The 25,809-nt window shown below is 44.5% G+C and carries 26 protein-coding genes and 1 other RNA gene; 22 read left to right on the forward strand and 5 right to left on the reverse strand.

Going from position 1 to position 25,809, the window contains the following annotated elements; translation table 11 throughout:
* Position 1: 1 nt before the first annotated feature.
* The 6 genes from dnaG to rnpB all read left to right on the forward strand — a co-directional run bounded on the left by dnaG (position 2) and on the right by rnpB (position 6,308).
* Positions 2–1,849 carry a DNA primase gene (gene dnaG, locus ACSQ8O_RS16875; RefSeq protein ID WP_436242629.1) on the forward strand — a complete coding sequence of 616 codons (1,848 nt, stop codon included), beginning with the start codon at positions 2–4 and terminating at the stop codon, positions 1,847–1,849.
* A 37-nt stretch (positions 1,850–1,886) separates the two neighbouring features.
* The gene (gene rpoD / locus ACSQ8O_RS16880) at positions 1,887–3,002 is read left to right on the forward strand and encodes an RNA polymerase sigma factor RpoD (protein ID WP_028558036.1); all 1,116 of its coding nucleotides are present in this window, start codon (positions 1,887–1,889) and stop codon (positions 3,000–3,002) included.
* Positions 3,003–3,123: 121 nt separating this feature from the next.
* A complete protein-coding gene (locus ACSQ8O_RS16885) occupies positions 3,124–3,954 on the forward strand; it encodes a hypothetical protein (RefSeq protein WP_436242630.1) in 831 nt (276 codons plus the stop codon).
* 3 nt (positions 3,955–3,957) lie between these two features.
* Positions 3,958–4,722: a tRNA (adenine(22)-N(1))-methyltransferase gene (locus tag ACSQ8O_RS16890; protein ID WP_436242631.1), complete on the forward strand. Its 765-nt coding sequence runs from the start codon at positions 3,958–3,960 to the stop codon at positions 4,720–4,722.
* Positions 4,698–5,807, forward strand: a complete 1,110-nt coding sequence (locus tag ACSQ8O_RS16895; RefSeq protein ID WP_436242632.1) for a Nif3-like dinuclear metal center hexameric protein — start codon at positions 4,698–4,700, stop codon at positions 5,805–5,807. The genes ACSQ8O_RS16890 and ACSQ8O_RS16895 overlap by 25 nt, the downstream gene beginning before the upstream one ends.
* 86 nt (positions 5,808–5,893) lie before the next feature.
* An RNA gene (gene rnpB / locus ACSQ8O_RS16900) (RNase P RNA component class A) lies at positions 5,894–6,308 on the forward strand.
* Positions 6,309–6,426: 118 nt separating this feature from the next.
* On the opposite strand, the gene ACSQ8O_RS16905 is transcribed toward rnpB, so the two are convergent.
* A complete protein-coding gene (locus ACSQ8O_RS16905; RefSeq protein WP_436242633.1) occupies positions 6,427–8,346 on the reverse strand; it encodes a S8 family peptidase in 1,920 nt (639 codons plus the stop codon).
* 180 nt (positions 8,347–8,526) lie between these two features.
* Between ACSQ8O_RS16905 and ACSQ8O_RS16910 the strand changes: the two genes are divergently transcribed.
* The 9 genes from ACSQ8O_RS16910 to ACSQ8O_RS16950 all read left to right on the forward strand — a co-directional run bounded on the left by ACSQ8O_RS16910 (position 8,527) and on the right by ACSQ8O_RS16950 (position 16,653).
* Complete coding sequence (locus tag ACSQ8O_RS16910) at positions 8,527–9,027, forward strand: YpuI family protein (protein WP_028558040.1); 501 nt, start codon at positions 8,527–8,529, stop codon at positions 9,025–9,027.
* Between the two features lie 72 nt (positions 9,028–9,099).
* Positions 9,100–10,194: a glycoside hydrolase family 15 protein gene (locus ACSQ8O_RS16915; protein WP_436242634.1), complete on the forward strand. Its 1,095-nt coding sequence runs from the start codon at positions 9,100–9,102 to the stop codon at positions 10,192–10,194.
* Between the two features lie 44 nt (positions 10,195–10,238).
* Complete coding sequence (locus ACSQ8O_RS16920) at positions 10,239–10,460, forward strand: DUF1540 domain-containing protein (RefSeq protein WP_436242635.1); 222 nt, start codon at positions 10,239–10,241, stop codon at positions 10,458–10,460.
* A 22-nt stretch (positions 10,461–10,482) separates the two neighbouring features.
* Entirely contained in the window at positions 10,483–10,890 is a 408-nt protein-coding gene (locus tag ACSQ8O_RS16925; protein WP_436242636.1) for a hypothetical protein, read from the forward strand.
* 340 nt (positions 10,891–11,230) lie between these two features.
* The gene (locus ACSQ8O_RS16930; protein ID WP_056610123.1) at positions 11,231–12,523 is read left to right on the forward strand and encodes a hemolysin family protein; all 1,293 of its coding nucleotides are present in this window, start codon (positions 11,231–11,233) and stop codon (positions 12,521–12,523) included.
* 118 nt (positions 12,524–12,641) lie between these two features.
* A complete protein-coding gene (locus ACSQ8O_RS16935; RefSeq protein WP_436242637.1) occupies positions 12,642–13,352 on the forward strand; it encodes a lytic transglycosylase domain-containing protein in 711 nt (236 codons plus the stop codon).
* 164 nt (positions 13,353–13,516) lie between these two features.
* Positions 13,517–14,695 (forward strand): cysteine desulfurase family protein, encoded by a 1,179-nt coding sequence (locus tag ACSQ8O_RS16940; RefSeq protein WP_436242638.1) that lies wholly within the window; start codon positions 13,517–13,519, stop codon positions 14,693–14,695.
* Complete coding sequence (gene thiI / locus ACSQ8O_RS16945; RefSeq protein WP_436242639.1) at positions 14,692–15,900, forward strand: tRNA uracil 4-sulfurtransferase ThiI; 1,209 nt, start codon at positions 14,692–14,694, stop codon at positions 15,898–15,900. Before ACSQ8O_RS16940 ends, thiI begins: the two co-directional genes overlap by 4 nt.
* A 72-nt stretch (positions 15,901–15,972) precedes the next feature.
* On the forward strand, positions 15,973–16,653 hold the full coding sequence (locus ACSQ8O_RS16950; protein WP_436242640.1) for a TerC family protein: 681 nt from the start codon (positions 15,973–15,975) through the stop codon (positions 16,651–16,653).
* Positions 16,654–16,676: 23 nt separating this feature from the next.
* On the opposite strand, the gene ACSQ8O_RS16955 is transcribed toward ACSQ8O_RS16950, so the two are convergent.
* Positions 16,677–17,882, reverse strand: coding sequence for an MFS transporter (locus tag ACSQ8O_RS16955; protein ID WP_436242641.1), 1,206 nt, complete (start codon positions 17,880–17,882; stop codon positions 16,677–16,679).
* A gap of 303 nt (positions 17,883–18,185) precedes the next feature.
* Between ACSQ8O_RS16955 and ACSQ8O_RS16960 the strand changes: the two genes are divergently transcribed.
* From ACSQ8O_RS16960 to ACSQ8O_RS16985, 6 genes are all read left to right on the forward strand, one after another.
* Entirely contained in the window at positions 18,186–18,581 is a 396-nt protein-coding gene (locus ACSQ8O_RS16960) for a hypothetical protein (protein ID WP_436242642.1), read from the forward strand.
* 164 nt (positions 18,582–18,745) lie between these two features.
* Positions 18,746–20,587, forward strand: coding sequence for a translational GTPase TypA (gene typA / locus ACSQ8O_RS16965; RefSeq protein ID WP_068670741.1), 1,842 nt, complete (start codon positions 18,746–18,748; stop codon positions 20,585–20,587).
* 150 nt (positions 20,588–20,737) lie between these two features.
* A complete protein-coding gene (locus ACSQ8O_RS16970) occupies positions 20,738–21,013 on the forward strand; it encodes a YlaH-like family protein (protein ID WP_056610118.1) in 276 nt (91 codons plus the stop codon).
* Between the two features lie 26 nt (positions 21,014–21,039).
* Entirely contained in the window at positions 21,040–21,477 is a 438-nt protein-coding gene (locus ACSQ8O_RS16975; protein ID WP_436242643.1) for a hypothetical protein, read from the forward strand.
* 1 nt (position 21,478) lies between these two features.
* The gene (locus ACSQ8O_RS16980; RefSeq protein ID WP_436242644.1) at positions 21,479–21,760 is read left to right on the forward strand and encodes a hypothetical protein; all 282 of its coding nucleotides are present in this window, start codon (positions 21,479–21,481) and stop codon (positions 21,758–21,760) included.
* A 185-nt stretch (positions 21,761–21,945) separates the two neighbouring features.
* Positions 21,946–22,089, forward strand: a complete 144-nt coding sequence (locus ACSQ8O_RS16985) for a hypothetical protein (protein ID WP_171635279.1) — start codon at positions 21,946–21,948, stop codon at positions 22,087–22,089.
* A gap of 40 nt (positions 22,090–22,129) precedes the next feature.
* Here the strand turns inward: ACSQ8O_RS16985 and ACSQ8O_RS16990 are convergent, their stop codons facing one another.
* Positions 22,130–22,678, reverse strand: a complete 549-nt coding sequence (locus tag ACSQ8O_RS16990; protein WP_436242645.1) for a YhcN/YlaJ family sporulation lipoprotein — start codon at positions 22,676–22,678, stop codon at positions 22,130–22,132.
* Positions 22,679–22,791: 113 nt separating this feature from the next.
* Between ACSQ8O_RS16990 and ACSQ8O_RS16995 the strand changes: the two genes are divergently transcribed.
* Positions 22,792–24,123 (forward strand): PhoH family protein, encoded by a 1,332-nt coding sequence (locus ACSQ8O_RS16995; protein ID WP_056609685.1) that lies wholly within the window; start codon positions 22,792–22,794, stop codon positions 24,121–24,123.
* Between the two features lie 44 nt (positions 24,124–24,167).
* Here ACSQ8O_RS16995 and ACSQ8O_RS17000 read toward each other — a convergent pair whose 3' ends face one another.
* Both ACSQ8O_RS17000 and ACSQ8O_RS17005 read right to left on the reverse strand, forming a co-directional pair.
* Positions 24,168–24,656 (reverse strand): hypothetical protein, encoded by a 489-nt coding sequence (locus ACSQ8O_RS17000; RefSeq protein ID WP_436242646.1) that lies wholly within the window; start codon positions 24,654–24,656, stop codon positions 24,168–24,170.
* A gap of 39 nt (positions 24,657–24,695) precedes the next feature.
* Positions 24,696–25,793 (reverse strand): hypothetical protein, encoded by a 1,098-nt coding sequence (locus ACSQ8O_RS17005; RefSeq protein WP_436242647.1) that lies wholly within the window; start codon positions 25,791–25,793, stop codon positions 24,696–24,698.
* Positions 25,794–25,809 lie beyond the last annotated feature (16 nt).

The raw sequence follows: 25,809 nt of genomic DNA on the forward strand, positions 1-25,809 counted from the left end.
AATGAGGTACGGACGCATACCTGAAGAGGTTATTGAGGCTGTACTGAAGCGCCATGATATTGTAGATGTCATCGGCAGGCACGTACATTTAAGCAAACAAGGGCATTATATGAAGGGATTATGTCCTTTCCACTCGGAGAAAAGTCCTTCGTTTACGGTTACACCAGAGAAACAGATCTATCGTTGCTTTGGTTGCCAGGCAGGCGGGAACTTAATTCGTTTCATTATGGAAATCGAAGGCTTAAGCTTTGCAGAAGCGATCACGAAGCTTGCAGAAGACGCAGATATCCCAATAACTTGGGAGGAAGTATCTGACGAGCAGAATGAGCAGCAGCAAGAAAAAGCTACCCTTTTAAAGGCCTATGAATTTGCAGCCAAGTTCTATCATTATGTTGTGGGTAATACGGATCAAGGTAAAGCGGCGAAAGGCTATCTGACCTCTAGAGGAATCTCCGATAAGCTGATTGATACGTTTCAGATTGGTTACGCACCGTTAATGTGGGACACGCTTGTTCAACAATTGGACAAACGAGGATTTGATTTAGCTCTAATGGAAAAAGGCGGTTTGATTTCCGCCAAACATGAAGGTCATGGGTACGTGGACAAATTCCGTGAACGTATCATGTTCCCTATTTGCGACTCTACGGGCAAGGTCATCGCATTTGCTGGCAGAGCCATGGGGGATGCGCAACCCAAATATTTAAATAGTCCCGAATCCATCCTTTTTAATAAAAGCAGAACTTTGTATAATCTACACCTTTCTCGGCCGAATATGCGAAAGCTTCAGCAAGCCGTTATTTTCGAAGGATATGTGGATTTGATCAAAGCGTGGGAAGCGGGGATTACCAATGGTGTTGCGACGATGGGCACGGCATTAACCAAAGAACATGCTGCCTTACTGAACCGCAACGCGGATGAAATCGTCATTTGCTATGATGGTGATAATGCAGGACAATCTGCAGCTTTCAAGAGTATTCCTTTATTGGAAGACACCGGAAGCCGAGTCACGGTTGCGATGCTGCCAGATGGCAAAGATCCTGATGATTATGTTCGTCAATATGGGTTTGACCGATTCGCAAGGGAGATTATTGGAGCTTCCGTGCCATCGATGAAATATAAGCTATTATATATCCGCAAAAATTTTAAATTGCATGAGGACGGTGAACGATTACGTTATCTGCAATCCGCTGTGAAATTAATTAGCCAGTTGCATTCTCCAATGGAACGCGAACATTATCTCAAACAGTTAGCCTCAGAGTTTCCGGATTCTTCTTATGAAGCCATGAAGTTAGATCTCCATGAAATCTTATTACAATCGGAAAAAAACCGACCAGATGGGGATAATAAACCAATTCTGTGGAATAATGTTATGAATAATGGGAGACCAGCGGAACGAACAAAGAAAAAAACGCCCTCGCTACTACCCGCATATCATAATGCAGAGCGTTTGATTTTAGCTGTAATGATGCACGATCGTGACGTATGTGCTCATGTTGAAGCGCAATTGGGTGACCAGTTTAATGTTGAAGCTCACGCAGTCTTAGCTGCTTATTTATATGCTTACTACGCTCAGTATTTAGAGCCCGATGCAAGCCGATACATTGCCATGCTGCAAGACGAACAGCTGGAGAGCTTGGCTAGTTCCATCGTTATGATGGGAGCTGGTCATGGACTAAACGAACAAGTGATTGACGACTATATTCGCCAAATTCGCAAAGTTCCAATGCAAGAAGAAGTTGAACGAAAGAAAGAAGAACAAGCTCGCGCAGTACGCGAGGGAGACCATCTTAGAGCTGCACAAATTGCAATTGAAATTATTGCCCTAGAAAAACGGTTGAAGTCATCTTAGCTAAACTGATATGACTAGGGAGGAGGGAGTCCGTACCATGGCGAATGATCAGCGTACAGAATTAGAGACAGAATTGACCCTGGACCAGGTGAAAGACCAACTTATAGAGCAGGGGAAAAAACGGTCCTCACTAACTTACAAGGATATCATGGAGAAATTAGCTCCCTTCGATCAGGATCCTGAGCAAATCGATGAGTTCTTTGAACAACTTTCCGAGCAAGGTATTGATGTGGGGAATGAATCGGATGAAGATTCGATGAATCCAGAAGAAAATGAGCGCGATGAATTTAACTTCGATGATGATCTGGCTTTGCCGCCGGGGATTAAAATTAATGATCCAGTTCGGATGTATTTGAAAGAAATTGGTCGCGTACCGCTTCTTTCCGCGGAAGACGAAGTGGGGTTGGCAAAACGTATTGAAAATGGGGATGAGGAAGCGAAGCGTCGTTTAGCAGAAGCTAACCTTCGACTCGTTGTAAGTATTGCCAAACGTTATGTAGGTCGCGGTATGCTGTTCCTTGATTTGATTCAAGAAGGTAATATGGGTCTTATTAAGGCTGTGGAGAAGTTCGACCATACCAAAGGCTACAAATTCAGTACCTATGCGACCTGGTGGATTCGTCAAGCGATTACTCGTGCCATTGCGGATCAAGCGAGAACGATTCGGATTCCGGTACATATGGTTGAAACGATTAACAAATTGATTCGTGTTTCTCGTCAATTGCTACAAGAATTGGGGCGCGAACCTACGCCAGAAGAAATTGCTAAAGAGATGGATTTAAGCACAGATAAAGTTCGTGAAATCATGAAAATTGCACAAGAGCCTGTTTCTTTAGAAACACCGATCGGTGAAGAAGATGATTCACACTTAGGGGATTTTATCGAGGATCAAGAGGCGCTAGCGCCAGCGGATGCAGCGGCATACGAACTTCTGAAAGAACAGCTTGAAGACGTGCTGGATACGTTAACTGAAAGAGAAGAGAATGTGCTTCGCTTACGTTTCGGACTTGATGACGGACGTACAAGAACATTAGAAGAAGTCGGTAAAGTATTCGGTGTTACAAGGGAACGGATCCGTCAGATTGAAGCAAAAGCATTGCGGAAATTAAGACATCCAAGCCGTAGCAAACGTTTGAAGGATTTTTTGGAATAAAATCGCTTGGAGTGGGCCCTGCCAAATTCGGCGGGGTCTTTTTTTGCGGTTTTCAATAAAAAATTTACTAAAATCTGAGCATTGAATCACCGATAAAGTAGCTAGGAAGGTGAGCGAATAGATGGATGCTGAGAGAAGAAAAGTAATAGTAAGAGAAATCGATCATTGGCGCCGGAGCAAATTGCTTCCCGAGCATTATTGCGATTTTCTAATGAATTTGTATGTGGATGATATGACCCCTAAACCTGCTTCACTTTTAGGTGTTTCGGCTACGGCTGTAACAAACAGTAATTGGAAAATATGGTTGTTCGCATTAGCGGTAATTGCCGCTCTTGCCTTATCTGCTCTTAATTTTAACTCTTTTGGATTGCCAATGCAAATTGGTATTTCCACACTTTTTGTCATCATTTGTTATGCAGTCGCATACAGACAATTTAGTCGTACGCCTGTCATTGCCTATGTCTTGTGCGGCATAGCATCTATTGCTATGTTACTTTTGGGGCTATATATAATGGATTTGTCGGGTATTCACACGTCAACTACGTATATTGGTTATTTGGCATTTTGCAGTTGTATTTGGTTATTTAATGGTTTGATTGGTCGAATGGCTATTTTCCAAATTTGTGGATGGCTAGGGCTTATAGGGACTTATAGTTGGTTGTTGATGCAAAAATTAGAGCATCCTGCTTGGTTTTCATTAGAATTAAGCTGGGTTCCTGTGAGTGTTGTACTCATATGGATGGCTTGGCTTGCGCATCACACGAATAAACAAGCGGCAAGCGTGCTCATGCTAGTAGGAGGCTTGGTTTGGTTTATTCCTGAGGCGATGACCTTCCTTGTGGATATAGAAATGAGCTCGCGTCTCATTCAAATATCATTTACGGCCAAATTAGTTTCGGTAGGCGTAGCATTATTTTTGCTGCGAAAAAAATGGGTAGAGTGGGTAATGTAGCATATGGTTAAATTATCGAAAAGACTTCAAATGATTGCTGATCGCGTGCCAGTTGGTTCGAAAGTAGCCGACATTGGATCGGATCATGCTTTATTGCCAACCTATTTGGCGCAGCAGGGGATTATTGTAGCTGCGGTAGCAGGGGAAGTAAACCCTGGACCTTTCGAGGCAGCGCAAAGACAGGTGCTCGAAAGTGGTTTATCTAAGGTCATTCAAGTTAGATCGGGTGATGGTCTTGCCGTAATTGAGGCTGGCGAAGTAAATGTCATCACAATTGCTGGCATGGGCGGCAGCTTGATGGCGAGTATTCTAGAAGCAGGTAAATCAAAGCTTCCGGGTGTTCAGCATTTGATTTTACAGCCGAATGTGGGAGAAGATCATGTGCGCCGTTGGCTTCTGGGTAATGGTTGGAAGTTGGAATCAGAGACTATTCTTGAAGAAGACGGCAAAATCTATGAGATATTAACGGCGGTGACCGCTGATACAGAGGAGCGCGGAGCTTTAGAAGCACTTTATGAGGAGCGTCTTCTTCCAGGTGGAGTTACTGTTTCGAAGGAACGCTTGCAACAAATGGGGCCTTATTTGATTAATGAGGCGTCTGAGGTCTGGTTTATGAAGTGGGAAAGTGAACTAAAGAAATTTGCCATGATCGTAGATCAGTTAAAGCTGTCCACGGCAGAAGCCTCTATTGCAAAAGCAGAGCAAGTTAGCCAAGAAATGCATGAAATAAAGGAGGTACTCGCGTGCTTGCAAAAGGTCAAACCGTAATCCAGCTGTTTGAACAGCTGGCTCCTAAGCATTACGCGATGGCAGATGATAAGATCGGCCTACAGCTAGGCTCTCTTCAAAAAGAGATCACGAAAGTGCTTGTCGCACTTGATGTGACAGATGCCGTTGTTGATGAGGCTATTGAAGTTGGGGCCAACCTTATAATCGCGCATCATGCGATTATTTTTAGACCTTTGGCTCATCTGCAGACAGAAACACCAGCAGGTCGTTTATATGAAAAATTAATTAAGAATGATATCGCGGTTTATATAGCCCATACGAACCTTGATGTGGCAGAAGGCGGCGTTAATGACTTGCTTTCGGAACAACTTGGCCTAACCGAAATGACGCACTTGGAAGATGTGCATACAGAGAAGCTGCAGAAGCTTGTAGTCTTCGTACCTGAGACGCATCATCAAGTCGTGCTGGATGCTCTATTTAAGGCTGGAGCAGGCGGTATTGGCCAATACAGCTCTTGCAGCTTCAATATCCCCGGGACGGGGACGTTCCTGCCGCAGGAAGGGGCTACTCCATTTATCGGGGAAGTTGGGAAGCTGGAACGCGTACAAGAGGTACGCGTGGAGACGATCGTAACCGCTAGCGTGCAGCGCAAAGCGGTTACTGCTATGCTGAAGGCCCACCCCTACGAGGAGGTGGCCTATGACCTCTACCCGATGGACCTCAAGGGTAGAGTGTTCGGTTTGGGCCGCGTGGGCAAGCTGCCCGCGGCAATGACACTTCGCGAGCTCACGGAGCACGCGAAGGCTGTGTTCGACGTGCCGACGGTGCGCGTCGTCGGCGATCTATCACGGCCCATCCGCAAGGTGGCCGTGTTGGGTGGCTCTGGCGGCCGCTATATGCGGCACGCCATGTTTGCCGGCGCTGATGTGCTGGTCACCGGCGACATCGATTACCACACCGCGCACGATGCGCTCGCGGCAGGGTTAGCCCTCCTCGACGTTGGGCATAACGTCGAGAAGATTATGAAGCGCGGCGTCGCGGAATATCTCGCCGCGCAGCTTGCTAAGACGGATACGCAAGTGCTCGCATCCGCAATTAACACGGAGCCGTTTCAATTCGTCTAGGCAGCTTAAGGTTGCTTTTGGAAAGAAAGGAAACGACCATGTGTTGTAATTCGAAGGTATTCCTAGTATACTAGCCTATGCAATGGAAAGTTTGACAGACAATCGCTGGCTATGGGTAAGCCATAGCGAGAGGAAAGTCCGGGCTTCATAAGGCAGGGTGCTGGATAACGTCCAGTCAACGCGAGTTGAAGGATAGGGCCACAGAAATGGACCGCCGATGGCTTGAAATATAGCACAGGCAAGGGTGGAACCGTGGTGTAAGAGACCACGAGGTTCTATGGTGACATAGATCCTGGTAAACCCCACTTGGAGCAAGACCTAATGGAACGCTAGCTGCTTTCGAGGCAGCAGTCTTAGCCTGAGACGCGTTCGGGTTGGTCGCTTGAGCTGTGCAGCAATGTACAGCCTAGATAGATGATTGTCGCTTCAATAGTGGCAGGGGAGCAGACGCCCGTTACGACCACTGGAAGTACAGAACCCGGCTTACGGCAAACTTTCCACTCAGTCGGTTACCCGCAAGGCTTCGGCTTTGCGGGTATTTTAATTTTAAAATGAATAAAACCTTCAATCCCGCTAGGGTTTGAAGGTTTTTAATTGTGCATGGAAGGTGGTGAGTGTTCTATTTCTCAAGCCCTAAGCTGCCCGCATACTTCTTCGGTACAAGATGTAATTGGCGCGCTAATTCCTGTGGCCAGTAGGACAAAGGGGATGTATTCTGCTTCGCCATTTCAAGTGCTTTAACGACATCAATGACGCCATAACCAAAGTATTTGTCATGACCTTTGTCACCTAGATCCTGAGCGGACTGCCTCATAATTTCATAAACGTCCGTATTTTTTAGACTGGGATTAGCAGATCGAATTAAAGCTGCGAGTGCTGTTACATGGGGACTAGCCATGGATGTACCTGATAAGGCAGCATATTGATTGTTCGGATACGTACTGGCGATGGTGACACCAGGCGCAGTCACATCAATATAGTCGCCATAATTGGAGAAGGGTGCTTTCTCATTCCGTGAATCTATAGCGGCAACCGCAAATACCTCAGGATAAGCGGCTGGATATCCAGGCTGTTCGGTATTGTCATTTCCGCTAGCCGCGATGAGTGCAACATCCTTATCATAGGCATATTGAATAGCATCATGGAGAAATCCTGAATCTGCGTAATTGCCTAGACTGAGATTCATGACTTTTGCACCGTGATCCGTTGCCCAAATGATCCCTTGCGCTACCGAATATGTGCTTCCTGCACCTGTCTGATCCAGTACTTTAACGGGTAACACTTTGTTAAACCAAGTCATCCCCGCAACGCCTAACTGATTGTTGACAAGAGCTGAAATGACGCCTGTGACATGTGTACCATGTCCAACATCATCTTGTGGATTATCATTGCCACTAATAACATTGTAACCAGGCAGTAATTGTCCTTGGAGGTCTGGATGTGCCAGATCTACACCCGTATCAACAACAGCTACAATGACATTGTCAGCGCCGCGGTTTAGCTGCCAGCCTTGTAATGTTTCGATCAGCGGCAGATTCCATTGATATTTTTGATATAAATTATCATTGGGTATGAAGTTTGTAGAGACTGGTGTTTGATTGCTATTTGAATTGGTGCTGGATGGGTTTGAATCTTTACGCTCTTGATCATCATAATAATCATTGGTCATATAAAGAAAGTGTGGTTCAACATACACAACATTCCATTTACCGAAATAAGCGATCAATGATTTGGCGTCTCTATCATTCGTGCGGAAAACGTAGGTATAGCCTAATTTTTGCGCAGATGTTGCATGGATTTCCTTTTTGATTTGATTGAGCTCATCTTCTGTTGGATCTTTTTTGAAACGGACGACGACTTCATTCTGTTGATAATGGCTAGTCCCTTGATTATCTTCGGGATGATCGACAATCTTCTCATTTAGTGTATTCGTTTCAACGGCTTTTACTTTCCAACGGTTCTCGTTGGGATAAGGTTCAAGTCTTAAATTTTTCATCTGATGATCGGTGACTTGTGCGAGTACATCTTGATGTATGACCCCGATAAGTGAATCCTGACCATTGGTTGAAGGAGTACCTTGTACGAAGTAAACGTGATGTCCAGCACCGAATTTAGGTGATTGGTAAATCTCGCCCCTATCAACGGCAGCTTTCGCTTCTTTCAAATAGGTAGCGGCCTGGTCTGTATAAGTTGGAGGGAGTTCGCCAGATTTGATGCCTTGCTCCCAATTTTGGCCGCGCTTTGACCACACAAGCACATCCATTTTCTCATGGTGATTTCGCATGTTTTTTAACACATTGGTTACAGGTTCACCGCTTTCGATTTGACTGAGCATAGTCGTATAATCGATAGCGCATTGACTTCTGCAAAGTTCGTCTGTAAGTTTTACATCTTGTTCTAATAGCGCAAGCTTGGACGTTGTTTCATACTTCGCACTGTAAACCTCAGGACCAGGTTTAGTACGATGCCCAGGCTGGTGAGGGAAGAGGATAACTCCTAATCCCAGAACAACCGCAATGGTGGAGAGATAACGCCACATGATCATGCCCTCCTTTTTGTTTGTAGAAAAAGGTCAACTCGTTAATGAAAAACATATTATCTAAGAGTAGGGTTAGGCGAGCGGGTATCTTTTATGCATGGTAACTGGTGTTTTACATATACCACTTCGGGATAAATTATGGTAGGATAGAAGTAGCGCAATTATAGGAGGTCTTCTAACATGGCTGTTTTTAATGTGAAAAATGTTTGTGATTCCACGCGTACGAAACTCAAAGAAACGACGGCCAAAATGGAACTGTTTCTTAATCAACATTCGCTCTCATTGTTAAATGTGGAAAATGATCCAGCAATGGATGAATTTTACCGCGGGTATTTACAGGATACTCGTCATCTTCTAGTTTTTTGTGAAGTGGCATATGAGAAATTGGGCGTTAGCTTAAGACGTCCTACTTTTAATGTTGATTTTTCGGAAAAAGTGCTCTATGAGGTATACCATACATGTGTTAATACCTTTTTCTATCCTAAGAATGAGTGCTATTCCGAAGATGGTCGTTACGCTTATACAGGACAAGATGCGATTCGTTTCCGCAAGAAACCATCACGTGAAGTACGTGATTTAACGATCGAATTGTCCAAGGTGTTCGAAGAGCTTCGTGAAGATCTTGCTTACTATGAAACAGATTACATTACACAACGCCGTATGCAAGGCGAAAAAGTTTAATCAATCACAAAGATACCTACAAAGGGATGCGGCCACAACGCATCCCTTTTCATATAAAAGGGAGGAAATCGTATGAAGCTAGAACACTTAGTCAGCGTTAGCAAGGACATCATTAAGCTGAATCAACATCCTAGCGGAGGTTACGTGGCTTCTCCTCTTTTTTCAACGTATTCCTATAGTTGGCTTCGTGATGGTACTTTTATAGCAAATGCGATGGATCGTGTAGGAGAAACGAAAAGTGCAGAGCAATTCTATCGCTGGGTACATCGAGTTCTGAAAGATAAACGTCCGCGGCTAACGGGGCTATTGCGAAAACATGAGAATAAGGAATGGATTGATCGTTCCGAGTTTTTGGGGACAAGGTATCACTTGGATGGGCGGGATGATCATTCTGAATGGGGTCACTTCCAGTTGGATGGTTACGGCGCATGGATCTGGGGGCTTGTCGAACATATTCGCATGACTGGTCATACGACACTTCTGGAAGAGTTCAGGGAAAGTATTGAAATAACAGTTGACTATATAATGACATTCTGGCACTATCCGAATTTTGATTGCTGGGAGGAATATCCCGATTATGTCCATCCCGCAACTTTGGCTTGCTTATATGGAGGATTGAAGGCGTTAGGCGAGCTAGAAGGGCGTCAGGACTTGATCGAGAAAGCTGATCTCATACGACATTTCATACATACCCATGCTGTTCATGACGGACGATTCGTGAAGTCTATTCATTGTGTGAACGAAGTTTGGCAACCTGCTCTATTTGGTGTGGATGCAAGCCTAATGTGGCTCGCCTTACCATTTGGGGTATGTGAGCCTACTGACCCAATTATGCTTCGAACGGTGCAAGCGATTGAAGCTGATCTCAAACATAACGGGATTCAGCGCTACATCGAGGATCGATATTACGGTGGTGGTGAGTGGCTGCTACTGACCGCTTGGTATGGTTGGATCCAGCTTGAACTTGGAAATAAAGATGAAGCTCAGCGCTGTTTGGCATGGATAGCCAGTAAGGCTGATGAGCTCGGACGTTTACCAGAGCAAGTAGATGATCATCTTCGCGAAGCGGCAGTGTATAAGGAATGGATTGAGAAACATGGTGAGCCTGCGGTTCCGCTGTTGTGGTCACACGCTATGTTCTTGGTCTTATCTGACAGACTTAACTAAGCATAGTTCACTCCTGAGGCGGGCAAATTGTTAAGGGGGTGATAATGATGCCAGCAGTCAAATGCGCAGTAGCGAATTGTGAATACTGGACACAAGGAAACAACTGTCATGCGGACACGATTATGATTGAAATTGATCAACATGCTCATGCTAGCTACAATGAAGAATTTGCTTCAGAGGAATCGTTTGATACTACTCATCATGATACTGCAACTAAAGCAGCTAATACGTGTTGCCACACGTTTAAGCCTGCAACTAAACATTAGGTATGTGTAACGCGGAGGTAGCATGAATAAAGAGGACAGTTCTTTAGACAATGCCACCAAGGAGCGATTCCAGAAGAGTCAGCTTCATCTCGAAAGCGGACTCCATGCCCAAGAAGAATACGCAGCTGAGATTGCTGTACCTCAGGCCAGAATAAGCCGAGATTATAAGTCCAGTTCGACCTCGACAGTTTCTGATGAGGAAGTCGCTGAGCTCGTAGAAGCTGTAACACGCAATAAAGCAGTTGGGTATGTGGCACTCTTTGTTGCTCTGGCCTCTCTATTTGTATGGCCAGTACTGCTTGGGATTTCAGGTATTATTCTCGGTGTTATTGCTTTTGTAATGGGGAATAAGAGCTTGGGTTCTTGGTCTGTTGCTCTTGGTTTTATTGCCGTTGCCGCCTATTTTTTATTGGTTCCATATTATTCCTAGCAAGCAAAGCAAGCTGAGAAATCGGCTTGCTTTTTATTTTTTTTATGAAAAAAAAGTGAAAAAGAGCTTAAGAATGCCACTATTCCTGTGTAAAAGCGCAAGAAGGGCTCATTTTAATGTGTTTACGCCCATTTGCTCGTACTATTTGGCTTCAAGTGTCATATTCGCACCTTTGAATGATTACAGTATTATTATATAATGAGTAGTGATATTTAATAAAATTAAAATCGAAAATTAAGGGAGGTGTACCTACTCTCCTGGGTGCAGCTTTTGCACTTGTTAGGGGATAGGTAAGGTATTGGAAGATCCTTTGCCCGAAACGTTAATCAGTTTTCTGTTAATGTTTGGACTAGTGTTGTTAAACGGTTTTTTTGTCGCAGCAGAATTTGCAATGGTGAAAGTTCGTGGAAGTCGGATTGAATCGCTTGTCGGTGAAGGCCGGCGTAATGCGAAGTTTGCACAAGGTATTATGAATAATCTTGATGCTTACCTTGGTGCGTGTCAATTAGGAATTACACTTACTTCATTAGGACTTGGTTACGTAGGTGAACCGACGTTTGCCAAAATTTTAGAGCCTTTATTTGCTCCGCTGGGATTACCAGACTCAGTTTTTCACACGATTACATTTATTATCGCTTTTTCCTTAATGACAACTCTTCATATCACATTAGGTGAACAGTTCCCCAAAACGTATGCGATTCGTAAAGCGGAACAAATTACGTTGCTCTCTGCAGGACCCATGGTATTATTCTATAAAATGATGTACCCGTTCATTTGGACATTGAATGGCATTTCGAATTGGATGTTGCGCCGTGCTGGGATTGAGCCTACAACGGAACATGAATCTGCGCATACGGAGGACGAAATTCGAGTCCTGATGCAGGAAAGCCACAAAAACGGACTAATAGATAACACAGAGCTCACGCTTGTTGATAATATATTCGGATTTGCTGAGACGACAGCACGCGAGATTATGATTCCTCGTACTGAGATGGAATGCTTATATGCAGGACTTTCTTATGCGGAGAACCTTGCTATCGCGATCAAAGAAATGCGAACACGTTACCCTGTGTGTGATCCAGATAAGGATAACATCATCGGTTTTGTTCACATTAAGGATTTGCTAAAACCAGATGCCAACCTAAAAGGCATTAAGAAAATCATTAGACCGATTACCACAGTGCCGGATTCCATTCATATCAGTGATTTGCTGAAAATGATGCAGAAACGCAAGAGCCAAATGGCTTTGCTCATTGATGAATACGGCGGTACATCAGGTTTAGTGACGCTGGAAGACATTATGGAAGAGATTGTTGGTGAAATCCAAGATGAGTTTGACGAGGAGCGCCCAACGATTGAAATGAAAGATGAGAATACATTCTCAATAGATGGACTGTTGTTGATTGATGAAGTCAATGATTACTTCGGACTTGAAATCGAGTCGGATGACTATGATACGATCGGTGGTTGGATTTATTCTCAAACGGAAATTCCTCCTAGTCGTAATCAACAGGTAAGTTATAACGACGAGTTTATGTTTATCGTTGAAGAAACCGATCATTTGCGCATATCACGTGTCACAGTGAGAAGATCATTGAATGAGAATGAAATGCTGCAACAGAATATTTCTTGAAAGGCAAGAGGGGGCAGTCAATAGACTGTCCTTTTTTTGCGTTCGAATAAAAGTATAGTCGTCAGGGCACAAAACGTGTACAATGAATACATCGAAAATGAAAAAGTGAGGTCTGAGAATGAACAGCATCACGAATACGCAAGGAATTGACCCTAGAGTGTTGAAGGAGCTGCTTCAGCTTCAGACGATGAGTAAATTAAGTCTTTTCGCGGATAACCCCTCATCTTCAAGCTCAGACGAAACCAGTGATTTTAGTGAGCTTTTGAACACATTGATGGGTCAAGGTGTGGGTACGGGGACTGATCCGCTAGATGCATCTGATTTTAATCAATCGCTAAGCAACCTGCCAAGCGCGTTAGGCGCTTTGAATAAATCATATACACCTCTGCAGTCCCTCTCACAATCAACATCAGCTTCACAGTTTGAAGGGCTCATTGGGCAAGCTAGTTTAAAATATGACGTAGATACCTCTTTGGTTAAAGCCGTCATTCAGCAAGAATCTGCTTTCAATCATCAGGCGGTTTCCTCCGCAGGTGCCAAAGGATTAATGCAGCTTATGGACGGGACGAGCAGCGGTTATGGGGTCACGAATCCATTTGATCCTAAGCAGAACATAGATGCAGGTACACATTTCCTTAGTGGATTGCTAAAGAAATATAATGGGAACGAAGGCGTTGCGCTTGCTGCTTACAATGCTGGGCCTGGTCGTGTCGATCGCTTAGGGATAAAAACAGATGAGGATTTGGCCACTAAGCTTCAGTTCTTGCCAAAAGAGACACAAGCGTATGTGTCGAAAGTACTCGATCATCGTACTAATTTTGCTCAATAAATAGGGTTCCAATGGGCTGGTTTTCGCATGTGTTATGCGGAGATCGGCTTTTCGCATTGTTGCCTACTTACTTGAGTTCTCATCGGATATACGTTTTAATAGGAAAAGCATCCCATGAAACATGAAACAATTAGTTTAGGGGTATGAAGGGGAATCTGCAAACCATGCTTTATATGGATTACGCGGCAACGTCGCCGCTTTATGAAGAAGTCATAGAAACGATCGCTGAAGTAATGAAATCTCATTATGGAAATCCTTCCTCCATTCATCGGCTTGGTGTAGAAGCCGAAAAGCTTCTGCAGAGTGCGAAGGGAGTCATAGCTTCATCGCTTAAGGTATCGCCGAGTGAAATCATTTGTACTTCTGGCGGGACTGAGAGTAATAACTTAGCGATCAAAGGCGTAGCCTACAACTACCAGCAACGAGGCAAGCATCTGATTACTACGCAAATTGAGCATCCATCCGTTAAGGAAGTATTTGCTGGACTTGAGCAGGAGGGCTTTCGTGTTACCTATTTGCCTGTCTCAAAGTCTGGCAGAGTGCAGTTAGAGGATCTTCAAGCGGCGATTTGTGAGGATACGATCCTTGTTAGCATCATGTATGTGAATAATGAGATTGGTACGATTCAACCGATTCGAGAAATCGGTCAATACCTCGCGGGATTTCCGAAAATCATATTTCATGTGGACGCCGTGCAAGGTATTGCTAAGCTTCTTCTAGATTCGAAGTCATGGGGAATCGATCTCTGCAGCGCTTCTGCGCATAAATTTCGAGGGCCAAAGGGTACGGGGTTCTTGTATCGGAGAGCAGGCGTACAGCTCAAACCACTGCTTGCAGGAGGGGGACAAGAACTTGGTGTTCGTTCAGGTACGGAGAACGTCCCTTTGATCGTGGGCATGGCTAAAGCACTTCGAATCAGTATGGATAATCTTGCAGCGAAGATTTCACACAAGCAGGCGCTTAGGCAGCAATTGTTGGCCGGCATCGGTGAAATACCTGAGCTTTCGATTTCTGGCTCTGAGCTAGAGCAGGAGATGGCTCCCCATATTGTTCATTTTGCTTTTGCAGGAATGAAAGCAGAGGTCGTCGTGCATGCCCTTGAGCAGAAGGGGATCTACATCTCTACGAGATCAGCTTGTACTTCTGGGGAGTCGGAACCTAGTGAGGTCATGCTGGCATTGGGTTATCCGCGCGATGTGGCTGCTAGCGGCTTAAGAATAAGCTTTTCTGATGAACATCAAGAGCAAGATATAGCGCTATTCCTGCGCTCATTACAAGAGGTGGTCAAGGAGCTTGCTCCCATGAGAAATCCATCCGTCATCCATAGGGGGAAGCGAAATTGAAACCGGATTGTTTAATATTACGTTTTGGCGAAATGATGTTAAAAGGTAAAAATCGCAGACGATTTGAACAGAGCGTTATGATTCAAATACGTAAAGTTTTAAGTTCTTTTCCTGATGTTAGGTATATTCCTGAGTTTGGACGCGTATATGTGGAGCTAGGGGGTGCCGCTTATGAACAGGCTTCTGCTTCCTTACAGCGTGTTTTTGGACTTGCATCCTTCAGTCCAGCTTATCATGCGCCATTAGAACTAACGTCAATTCAGGAGACAGCGCTGCGGATGATGCAGGCATTACCTAAGCAACCGGCGACCTTTAAAGTGACAGTTCGCAGGGTCAATAAATCATTTCCACATGACTCTCAGCAGATGAATTACTTAGTTGGCGGCTATGTGCTTCAAGCGATTCCGGGGTTACATGTAGATGTTCGAAAGCCTGAGGTTGAATTGCGAGTAGAAATCCGAGAGGATAAGGTGCTTTTATACGTTGAAGTCATTGAAGGGGCTGGGGGATTCCCGTCAGGTACAAGTGGCAAAGCGCTTCTCATGCTGTCTGGAGGTATTGATAGTCCTGTTGCAGGGTGGTTAGCCATGCGCAAAGGATTGACGATGGAGGCTATTCATTTCCATAGTTACCCCTATACAAGCGAGCGGGCGAAGGATAAGGTCATTCAGCTTGCGAATCAGTTGGCAGGCTACACGGATTCCCTCAAGCTTCACATGGTGTCTTTTACGGAGGTTCAGACCTCCATTCATCGTGTGTATCAGGATAATCTGCTAGTCACGCTTATTAGAAGGGCTATGTACCGCATTGCCGAACGTATTGCTGAGCGTGAAGGGCTCGGAGCCATAGTTACTGGTGAGAGCTTGGGGCAAGTTGCCAGTCAAACTCTGCCAAGTTTAAATGCCATTGGTCGTGTGGTCACTTTACCGCTCCTACAACCGTTGATGATGATGGACAAGCAAGAGATTATTGGTCTTGCTGAATCGATTGGGACTTTTTCTATTTCGATTTTACCCTATGAAGATTGCTGCTCCTTATTTCTTCCGCCATCGCCTAGTACGAATCCTAATTTAACCTTGGTGGAGAAACTGGAAGCTAGCATGGGTTTTCTAAATGAGTTAATTGACAAAGCGGTTCTAGAAACAGAAACTATTGAAATCGTACATGGACAATTGAAACAGGAAACTAACGCCCATTTATTCTAACTCCTCGATGCTGCTGTGATCGCAACCTTTTCCATCACTTGCTCTCCATGTTCGCCAGGAGGTCGTGAAGCAATGATTGAAGCGCTATTATTATTTCTACAGATTATGTTGATCAATATCGTTCTGAGCGGCGATAATGCTGTTGTCATCGCATTAGCCAGCAAGAATCTCCCGCTCGAGCAGCGCAAGCTTGCGATTTGGTGGGGGGCGTTCGGCGCTATTGCTTTGCGCTTAATATTGACACTTGTTGCCGTAAGTCTGCTTTCCATTCCTTTTATTCAAGCGGGCGGTTCTATCTTGCTCTTATGGATCGCGATAAAGCTGCTTACTGACGAAGAGGGGCATTCGAATGTCAAGGAAGCTTCAACGCTTGGCAAAGCGATTTGGACCATTATTGTTGCAGATTTCGTCATGAGTTTGGACAATGTATTAGCGATTGCAGCCAAAGGAAATGGCAATAATACAGTCATAATTTTAGGTATTGGACTCAGTATTCCGATCATTATTTGGGGTAGTACACTAGTGATGAATTTATTGCAGAAATACCCGATTCTGGTATTTATCGGAGCAGGGATTCTTGGTTATACAGCAGGGGAAATGTTTGTGAAAGATGAGAAAATGATTGATTGGTTGCTCCATGATTATGAGTTTTTACATGTTTGGATCCCCATTATGGCGACCATAGTCGTTATTGCGGCGGGTGGAATCGCCAAAGGGGTACGAACACTTCAATTCAAGACACGGAATGAATGAGTACTAAGCACGCTGACCATGGGTCAGTGTGCTGTTTTTTTTTGCCAAGTGAAAGCCCAGAAGGACCAGCCATAGATCAAGAGGAAAAGGATAATTAATCCTGTGGAATACCGATACATCATGGCATAACTGCCACTCCAGTTAGCGAGGGCCCCTAGCGCCATGGCGCCTAATCCAATGCCTAGATCGTTGGCTGAGAAGAAGGTTCCATTAGCGGCACCTCGACGGTCAGGGGAAGAACGTTGGATTGTCCACGCCTGCAGAGCAGGTTGTATGGAGCCAAACCCAACGCCATAGCATAAGGCCGCAATAGCAAGGCTAGTATTGGAGTGTGCATACGAAAGCAATAATAGGCCAGTAATCGTGAATGCTGCGCCAGGAAGCAGAACCCACTCTGGTCCTTTACGATCAAAGAGAACCCCTGTTAGGGGGCGAACGAGTAGAACCATACTGGCATTGCATAAGAAGAATAAACCCACATTGGGGATACCTGCTTCTAAGCCGAACAAGGTAATGAAGGTCACGATGCCTCCATAACAGATTGCGCTGCAGAGTAGCAGGGCAGAGGGGAGGAGCGCGCTCTGTTCCCATAGGCGATCGACAAAGCGAGGTCGCTGACGTGGTTTCACGGGTAGAAGGGGCTTCGGATATGTAATGAAAAGCGAGCTAAACAAAGATAATAGCGCAAGAATGGTTGAGATTAAAAGCACATAAGAAAACCCAATGGACTGCATGACCCACAGGCCCGTTAACGGTCCGAGGGCCATGGCCAAAGTGTTGGATAACCCGTAATAACCCATCCCCTCACCGCGGCGTTCAGGAGGGATGATGTCCGCTATTACGGTTCCAAGTGATGTCGTCGACAACCCCCAGCCGATGCCATGAACAAAGCGTGCTGCTAGAATTAGTGTAACTGCTGCGATATACGAATAACCTGCAATCGTAAATGCGCAAATCGCTAAACCAACTAGAAGAACATGTTTTCTTCCTAAAAGATCTAATGCTCTGCCTGCGAATGGCCTTGTCAGGAGCGAGGAAATGGTGAAGATCCCAATGACAAGTCCAACCTGGATATTGTCTCCACCTAATTGTGAAAGATGGGTAGGTATCGTAGGGATCAGCATTTGAAAACTAAAAAAAAGCAATAAATTTGCGAGTGATGTGATTAGAAAGGCTTTGGTCCAAAGTGGTTTCCGTTGTGACTTGTTACTTCTAAGAGTTCGTTCCATGATACCTCCCCAGTGAACATCAGACGACCATTCGCCAGGGCAAATGGGTTCTTTGCGAGCTTTAGTATACCCAGTCAATTGGAATCAAACGCAAAGTTGTGTCCATTATAAACACCTAGCAATTTCATGCCATGTGAGCTAAAATATTTGTTGAAGGGTGTCGATTAATGAGCCGATTACCCTATTCAACCTATGCCCATTTGAGGAGGGATTCGTATCGCTAGAAATAGCTACTCCATTGGTATCGTATTTATTGGCTTGGCTGTCTTGTTGTTGCTAGGCAAATTGGGAGTCTTCCAGCTGTTGATATCCTTTTTTTGGCCGCTTGTATTACTCGTGCCTGGACTGCTCTTTCATTTGTTGTATTTCAACCGTCGATTACCAGCGGGCGTTCTCGTTCCTGGCGGCATTTTAACCGTATATGCCCTTATGTTTTTCTTTTGCAATTTATTTGGTTGGGGCTCTATGGCCTATATTTGGCCAGGTTTCATATTAGGTCCTGCAATTGGTTTATATGAACTCCACTTGTTTGATCGGGGGAGTGATCGCGGTATTTGGATCGCAGCTATGGTGTTAGGAATCATTTCGGCAGCGCTTTTTGCTTTGACTTTACTAGTCAAATTAGGGATTTATGTAATCGCTTTGATCCTTGTGGTTGCTGGACTTTCCATGATTTTCCGTAAGCGAAGAATGTGGTGAACGTGCTTCTTTCCAGTTAAAAGTTTTGTTAAGTGTGCCTTTTGTCTTGCATAATGTCGAGAAACTGCGTATACTAAGGGTAAATGTCAAGCGTCGGCGCTTATGTCCGACGCTTGTTTTATGAACAGAGACGAAAATTATAGGGTAGAGAGGGTTTGACATTCATGCATGCAAGAGACAAGATTCGCAACATTGCTATTATCGCACACGTTGACCACGGTAAAACAACACTCGTAGATAAATTGCTTCAACAATCCGGAACATTCCGCGATAACGAAGCTATTCAAGAAAGAGCGATGGACTCCAATGATCTAGAGAGAGAGCGCGGTATTACCATCCTTGCCAAAAATACGGCGATTAACTATAAAGATTACTTGATTAACATTGTAGATACACCAGGACATGCTGACTTCGGCGGCGAAGTTGAACGGATTATGAAGATGGTAGATGGTGTATTGCTAGTTGTTGATGCTTTCGAAGGTACAATGCCACAAACGAAATTCGTTCTACGTAAAGCACTTGAGAGTAACCTATCTCCAGTTGTTGTCGTAAACAAAATTGACCGTCCGAATGCTCGTCCACAAGAAGTTGTTGACGAAGTTCTTGACTTGTTCATCGAACTTGGTGCTACTGACGAGCAACTTGATTTCCACGTTGTATATGCATCCGCATTACAAGGTACATCAAGCCTTGATCCAGAGAAACAAGATGACAACATGGAAGCTATTTATGAAACAGTCGTTCAACACATTCCAGCTCCAACAGAAGATGTTGAGCAACCATTGCAATTCCTTGTTACATTGATGGATTACAATGAATACTTGGGTCGTATCGGTGTAGGCCGTGTGAACCGTGGTAAAATCCGTCAAGGTCAAACTGTTGCAGTTATGACGCGTGAAGGCGGACAAAAACAAGCTAGAATCGAGAAACTTTTCGGTTTCAGTGGTTTGAAGCGTATTGAAATTGAAGAAGCGGCTGCAGGGGACATCATTGCCATTGCAGGTATCAAAGATATTAACATTGGTGAAACGGTAGCAGACCCTACGAACCCAGAAGCTTTGCCAGTCTTGAAAATCGATGAGCCAACGCTTCAAATGACATTTATTGTGAACAACTCGCCATTCGCGGGTCGTGAAGGTAAATGGGTTACTTCCCGTAAAATCCGTGAGCGTCTATACAAAGAGCTTGAAACAGACGTTTCCCTTCGTGTTGAAGATACAGACAGCCCGGATGCTTTCATCGTATCTGGCCGCGGTGAGCTTCACTTAGGTATTTTGATCGAGAACATGCGCCGTGAAGGCTTTGAATTGCAAGTTTCCAAACCAGAAGTTATCATTCGTCAAATCGACGGACAAAAAATGGAACCGATTGAGCATTTGATCATCGACGTTCCAGAAGACAGTATGGGTTCCGTTATGGAGAGCTTAGGTTCACGTAAAGCCGAAATGGTCAACATGATCAACAACGGCAGCGGTAACGTTCGTCTAGAGTTCAAGATCCCAGCACGAGGATTGATCGGTTACAGAACGAACTTCTTGACATTGACTCGTGGTTACGGAATTATGAACCATGCGTTTGATAGCTACGGCCCTTACCAAGGAGCTGGCGTTGGCGGACGTCATGAAGGCGTACTTGTATCCAGCGAATCCGGTGTTTCCACACTTTACGGAATTCTTTCAGTAGAAGATCGCGGTATCTTGTTCGTACATCCGCAAACAGAAGTTTACGAAGGCATGGTTGTTGGTGAACATACACGCGACAACGATATCATCGTTAACATTTGTAAAGAAAAAGCAGTAAACAACATTCGTTCCGCGAACAAAGAAGAAACAGTAAAAATGAAAACACCTCGTTCGTACTCTTTGGAACAAGCGCTTGAGTATTTGAACGATGATGAGTATTGTGAAATCACTCCTAAATCGGTTCGTATCCGTAAAAAGATTTTGAACAAGAGCGAGCGCGAGCGTGCTGAGAAGCACCGCAAAACTGCGGAAGCTAACGTTTAATTCACAAAGTGTTCGAATAAAGGGAAATGTCGGCTATTCAGCCGCATTTCCCTTTATTTCTTTGTCGTTTTAAGGGATAATGAAAAATGACTAAGCGATGAGCTAACTTATTACGTATTAATGAAATGGAGTGTATATTCGTTGACTGCCCTGAATGAATGGTTTGCAAATCACCTCTTGATCACGTATCTATTAATCTTTGTTTTCATGTCCTATGTGTACAATAAAGTGTTTCGTACACGCAAACTGCCTGTACTCAAAACGGCTCTAATCTATGTGCTGCTAGCAATCGGTTCCGTGATGCTCCTCGTCTTCCAAATCGTAGGCTTGCCTATTGTACTTTGTTTGGCCGTAGCGATCTCTCTCATGTTCATGGTGAGAATTCGTTATTTCATTGAAAAAAGAACTGGCAAAAGGCCGACTTAACTTAACGAGTAAGGAGCTCATGCCTGATGACGCGATATTGGTTAACACCTATTCTCAGTTATTCACCGCTCGTGTTGGGGGCAGAGCGCATGAGTTGCATGCCAGACGCAGAATTCGAATCGTTCCGCCAGCTTGCAGGCCAACATCATCCTCGCTTGCTCCAGATGTTTAAAGCGAGCCTCCTGCTGAGTGATGATGAAGAGATATGTGGATCAGACCTCGTAGAATTAGATTTAACGAATGAAGGTGACCTTGTATTTGATGGTGAACCATTTCATCTTTCGCACTGCGCAGAAGCCTTTCTGGACCGTTTGTTGACTAGGCGGGAGTCGAAGGCACTGCTAATGGCAATGGATGAACATAGGGAAGCTAGCAATGGCATGCATGCCGTGTGGATCAAACAATGGTTGGATTGGTTAGACGCCGGTTATGATATTGTGTTACTAAGAGAGGATGGACGCTGAGATGAAGCTAGGGGATGCTTTTTTCAATTGGCTGCAGATGCATATTGTGTCCCAGGCTCGTCCTGAGGATGAAGCGGCGAAAGATACGTTGGATTTTTTTGCACTTATTTTAGTCGAAGATCACGGGGTTAGTAATCTTGAAGTGCTGCCTATTGAAGATCCAATGAAAATATGGATTGGCTATGACCATGAAGGGGAATATCATAAACATTGTTTCGACCGCGAGAGTGCGGAAAAGCTGTTGGATGATATCAAATCGAATCCCATCTACAATAATCAATAGCGGTTTAACGCTGTGAATTAAGGACATAACTTTAACAAATCAACGTACACTTAAATATATCTGGGCAATAAGGAGTGCCTGTTGATTTGAAAATAGATACATAAAGGTGGAACGCTTGGCACTCGCTATGCTATACTGTAAGTGTAAGGAGCGTTTTCAACCACCTAGTAGGAGGCGCAAACGATATGGCTGAACTTCTAACAGCTGCACCGATGCAATGGATAGATAGCGCCCACATGATGAATAAAGCTGAATATGCGAAAGCTTGTGAGAGCCGAGATGCCCTTTTTTCACTCGGCCAAGTTTTTGATGCGATAAAAAAAGCCTAGATCTGCGTATGCAGGCAGGCTTTTTGTCATCTTCAGCGATTTATCGGGCTGGAACCTGGGGGCTATTCCCACTAGGACCTGCGTTATCGATGTCTGGATCATTGCGGATATCTCGTGGCAGTTGTGGCATCACACGACCAACGATATCAGCCATTTGTTCTGCGAAGCCTTGTATAGGTCTTCCTGCTTGAATGTTATCCCGGATGTTGCGTAAGCGTTGATCTAAATCCATATCAGCCGTCACGATTGCGTTGACACCATAAGGATCCTTCTTGAGTGCCTCGGCCACCGAATATTTAATGGTTCCGACTTTGGCTCGATCAAGTTCCTTCTTAAGGTTAATACCGACGACAGCTGTATTGCCGAAGACGACGCAATGTGCGCTTTCAACCTGCGGGATACCCATTGCTAGGTTTTCCAAATGCGCTGCAACCGCCTTAGAATCTTTAATTTCTAGCTTTTGCGGAGCAATTTGTTGAACTTTTACTTGCTTTTGATTCGTATCTTGAGAGGGGGCACCACTTTTCGGCGCTTGACTGCAGCCTACCGCGAGGATCAGTATCAGTCCGCATACGTATATTAGTCTCACCAGAATCGTTCCCTTCTTTCCTTGAATCTCGCGTTTAGTTTGTCCTGTACGGTTAGGTTGTATGTATGAATATAACCAATGATCTAACGCCAAATCTGGGAGGGGACACACCAATGAAAAAAATTTACGTGTTAGATACCAATGTACTGCTTCAGGATCCCAATGCTTTATTCGCATTTGAAGATAATGAAGTGGTCATACCCGCCGTGGTGTTGGAAGAAATCGATTCTAAGAAACGAAATGCGGATGAAATCGGTCGCAATGCTAGACATGTCTCGAGATTACTAGACGGATTAAGAGCCAAAGGCAATTTATCCGACGGTATTACACTTGGACATGGTGGCAGCATTAAAGTGGAGCTTAACCATCGCAGCTTTGCGAAACTGCAAGATACGTTTGCAGAATTAACGAACGACAATCGCATTTTAGCAGTTGCCCTTAATTATCATTTGGAAGAACAAGAAAATGATGTAGCTAGACCTGTCGTTATTGTCAGTAAAGATACGTTGGTTCGAATTAAGGCGGATGTACTGGGTATTCCAGCACAGGATTACTTAACAGATCGGATTGTGGCTCAAACCGATATGTATACTGGTTATATCACGCTCTTTGTTCATCCTTCGATCATTGATGAGTTCTATTCGTATCGCTTCTTGACCGTGACATCACTTAATTTGAGCTATATGCTGCACCCGCACGAATTCGTAATCCTGCGCGATGAGTTGGGCTCTTCCAAGTCCGCACTGCTCAAAGTTACACCAGATGCCAAAAAGCTTGAGCCGCTTTACATGAGTAATGATCCCATCTGGGGAATTGCCGCGCGCAATGCGCAGCAGCGAATGGCTCTTGAGCTTCTGCTCAATGACGATATCCCGCTCGTCACCCTAACTGGGAAAGCGGGTACAGGTAAAACGCTGCTTACGTTAGCTGCGGGGCTCATGAAAATTGAGGATGATCGTAAATATAAAAAATTGTTAATTGCTCGTCCGGTCGTTCCGATGGGCAAGGATATCGGTTACCTGCCTGGTGAAAAAGATGAAAAGCTGCGCCCTTGGATGCAGCCGATCTATGATAATTTGGAATACTTATTCGATACCAAAAAACCAGGTGATATTGAAAAAATACTTGCCGGTTTAGGTAGTATTCAAGTAGAGGCGTTAACGTATATTCGCGGACGTTCCATACCAGGGCAATTTATTATTATCGATGAAGCACAGAACCTCTCGAAACACGAAGTGAAAACGATCGTATCGCGTGTTGGAGAGGGCAGTAAAATCGTTCTCCTCGGTGATCCAGATCAAATTGACCATCCATACCTAGATGCATCAAGCAATGGGCTTACGTATGTGGTAGAGCGCTTTAAACAGGAAGGCATAAGCGGACATATCACATTAGAACGCGGCGAACGCTCGCATCTGGCTCAATTGGCTGCAGATTTGCTCTAAATAGAGAAAAGCCCACATCAGCCGATGTGGGCTTTTTGCTGCATTTACCTAAGGATTTCGATGCTGCAGCGATAAGCTTTGGCAATTCCGTGCATGAGCTCTTCGAGCTGCCGATCAACGACGTACACGTCATGGTCGCCATCCTTGTACTGGGCGATGAGATGCTCTTCAACCTGAAGGGCTGCTTGATCAACCTCGGCAGCGGGACTATTGGCGGTGAAGCGGAAAGGGATCACGATTTTATCGTACAAATAGTTATGTTCTGCACGACTAGTGAACCCGTAGTCACTGAACAAATCAGTCAATTCTGCTTCTTCAACTAGCAAACGGAGCTCCATTATAGAGGTCTCGATATTAAAATGGGCCATGACTTCAAGCGCAGCACGTTGTTGCTCTTCGTTACTAACAATCAGCATTTCTTTATCGCGATCGAATAACTCGACTTTGTCAGCAAGCGCTTTGACGATTTGGGCATAGAAGCCAGGTATTTTTCCGTCGGGCAGATCCATCATTAGACCAATTTTGAATTCCATGGTTGTTGTCCTCACTTTGCGTTCATTATCCCTACTAGTTTACAGAGATAATTTGAGTTTCACAACTGCCACACCTTTTTTGGTTTCAACACTGATCACATCGAGATAGCTTACTACTTTTTTCGGTACAAAACCTAATGAAAATTCCTTCGTAAAGTCTGCGATGGTCGTGTCTGGCAGCTTGAAGCTGTTAAATTCAAGATTATAAACAACAAAGCGGACTTCATTCAAGTTCTCTGCGTTCGTAAGAAGGACGAAGTTCCCTTGTATGGATATCTGCAACTCACCTTTTTTGCCAGTCGCGACCATGGCTCCGTCTTTGAATTCAAAATTCAACGTCTTCAGAAGCTCGCTCTTCGAGTGAAGATACGTATTGAAATCTGTGTCCGTCAGATTGACAACTGGTGTTGTGGATGTGATGCTAATATATTTACTGTCTGACATTAGAAATTGTGGCAGTTCGCGGAAAGCCAAAGATAAATTGTCCAGATAATCTCTGGCCAAAGGCAAGCCTTCTTGCTTCCATTGATCATTTAAACTCTTGATCTGGGTAGCAATAACCTGAGCTTGTGCACTGACAGCCAGCTGTTTGTCCAGCTCTTCTTGAAGCTTGACAAGCCGCTCGCGCTGCTCAAGGAATTTAGTTTTGGTATTCTGTAGCTCAGTCCGAGAATTCGCTAATTCCGTTTGTAACTTAGTGAGCTTCTGAAAGGAATCCGTGAATTGCGCTAGTGAGCGATGGTCATTCGTGATGATCATCTGTAAGTATTCGAACATCCGCAAGACGTCAGTAAAGGAGTTTGCCGCGAAAAGAAGCATCCAGATCGAGTCTCGATCTCCTGTATAATATGCTCGTAGCACTTTGCCTGCATGCTTGCGAGTTGCATCCACATTACTGCTTTGCTTTACGATATCTTGTTCATTCTGTTTAATTTGCTCACCAATTTTAGCATCCTGCTCGTTGAGACGAGCGACCTCTTTATCGATTTCGAAAATAGTGAGCCCTTTCTGGAGCAGTTCCTTGGCTTCATCTTGAGATGATGTCGTTTCTTCGGCCAAAGCGCCTCCAGAAGGCAATGTGATTTGTATGAGCAAAACAATGGACAACAGCAAGGCTGTGAGTTTTTTTGAATTCATTGATGGTATTCTCCCC

This window comes from Paenibacillus sp. LjRoot56, from assembly GCF_964253335.1.
GTDB classification, from domain to species: Bacteria; Bacillota; Bacilli; order Paenibacillales; family NBRC-103111; genus Paenibacillus_E; species Paenibacillus_E allorhizoplanae.

What these genes read in the sequence shown, in the direction of transcription:
- dnaG (WP_436242629.1), top strand. Translation starts at nt 2, where the DNA reads ATGAGGTACGGACGCATACCTGAAGAGGTTATTGAGGCTGTACTGAAG.
- rpoD (WP_028558036.1), top strand. Translation starts at nt 1,887, where the DNA reads ATGGCGAATGATCAGCGTACAGAATTAGAGACAGAATTGACCCTGGAC.
- ACSQ8O_RS16885 (WP_436242630.1), top strand. Translation starts at nt 3,124, where the DNA reads ATGGATGCTGAGAGAAGAAAAGTAATAGTAAGAGAAATCGATCATTGG.
- ACSQ8O_RS16890 (WP_436242631.1), top strand. Translation starts at nt 3,958, where the DNA reads ATGGTTAAATTATCGAAAAGACTTCAAATGATTGCTGATCGCGTGCCA.
- ACSQ8O_RS16905 (WP_436242633.1), bottom strand. Translation starts at nt 8,346, where the DNA reads ATGTGGCGTTATCTCTCCACCATTGCGGTTGTTCTGGGATTAGGAGTT.
- ACSQ8O_RS16910 (WP_028558040.1), top strand. Translation starts at nt 8,527, where the DNA reads ATGGCTGTTTTTAATGTGAAAAATGTTTGTGATTCCACGCGTACGAAA.
- ACSQ8O_RS16915 (WP_436242634.1), top strand. Translation starts at nt 9,100, where the DNA reads ATGAAGCTAGAACACTTAGTCAGCGTTAGCAAGGACATCATTAAGCTG.
- ACSQ8O_RS16920 (WP_436242635.1), top strand. Translation starts at nt 10,239, where the DNA reads ATGATGCCAGCAGTCAAATGCGCAGTAGCGAATTGTGAATACTGGACA.
- ACSQ8O_RS16925 (WP_436242636.1), top strand. Translation starts at nt 10,483, where the DNA reads ATGAATAAAGAGGACAGTTCTTTAGACAATGCCACCAAGGAGCGATTC.
- ACSQ8O_RS16930 (WP_056610123.1), top strand. Translation starts at nt 11,231, where the DNA reads ATGTTTGGACTAGTGTTGTTAAACGGTTTTTTTGTCGCAGCAGAATTT.
- ACSQ8O_RS16935 (WP_436242637.1), top strand. Translation starts at nt 12,642, where the DNA reads ATGAACAGCATCACGAATACGCAAGGAATTGACCCTAGAGTGTTGAAG.
- ACSQ8O_RS16940 (WP_436242638.1), top strand. Translation starts at nt 13,517, where the DNA reads ATGCTTTATATGGATTACGCGGCAACGTCGCCGCTTTATGAAGAAGTC.
- ACSQ8O_RS16950 (WP_436242640.1), top strand. Translation starts at nt 15,973, where the DNA reads ATGATTGAAGCGCTATTATTATTTCTACAGATTATGTTGATCAATATC.
- ACSQ8O_RS16955 (WP_436242641.1), bottom strand. Translation starts at nt 17,882, where the DNA reads ATGGAACGAACTCTTAGAAGTAACAAGTCACAACGGAAACCACTTTGG.
- typA (WP_068670741.1), top strand. Translation starts at nt 18,746, where the DNA reads ATGCATGCAAGAGACAAGATTCGCAACATTGCTATTATCGCACACGTT.
- ACSQ8O_RS16975 (WP_436242643.1), top strand. Translation starts at nt 21,040, where the DNA reads ATGACGCGATATTGGTTAACACCTATTCTCAGTTATTCACCGCTCGTG.
- ACSQ8O_RS16980 (WP_436242644.1), top strand. Translation starts at nt 21,479, where the DNA reads ATGAAGCTAGGGGATGCTTTTTTCAATTGGCTGCAGATGCATATTGTG.
- ACSQ8O_RS16985 (WP_171635279.1), top strand. Translation starts at nt 21,946, where the DNA reads ATGGCTGAACTTCTAACAGCTGCACCGATGCAATGGATAGATAGCGCC.
- ACSQ8O_RS16995 (WP_056609685.1), top strand. Translation starts at nt 22,792, where the DNA reads ATGAAAAAAATTTACGTGTTAGATACCAATGTACTGCTTCAGGATCCC.
- ACSQ8O_RS17000 (WP_436242646.1), bottom strand. Translation starts at nt 24,656, where the DNA reads ATGGAATTCAAAATTGGTCTAATGATGGATCTGCCCGACGGAAAAATA.
- ACSQ8O_RS17005 (WP_436242647.1), bottom strand. Translation starts at nt 25,793, where the DNA reads ATGAATTCAAAAAAACTCACAGCCTTGCTGTTGTCCATTGTTTTGCTC.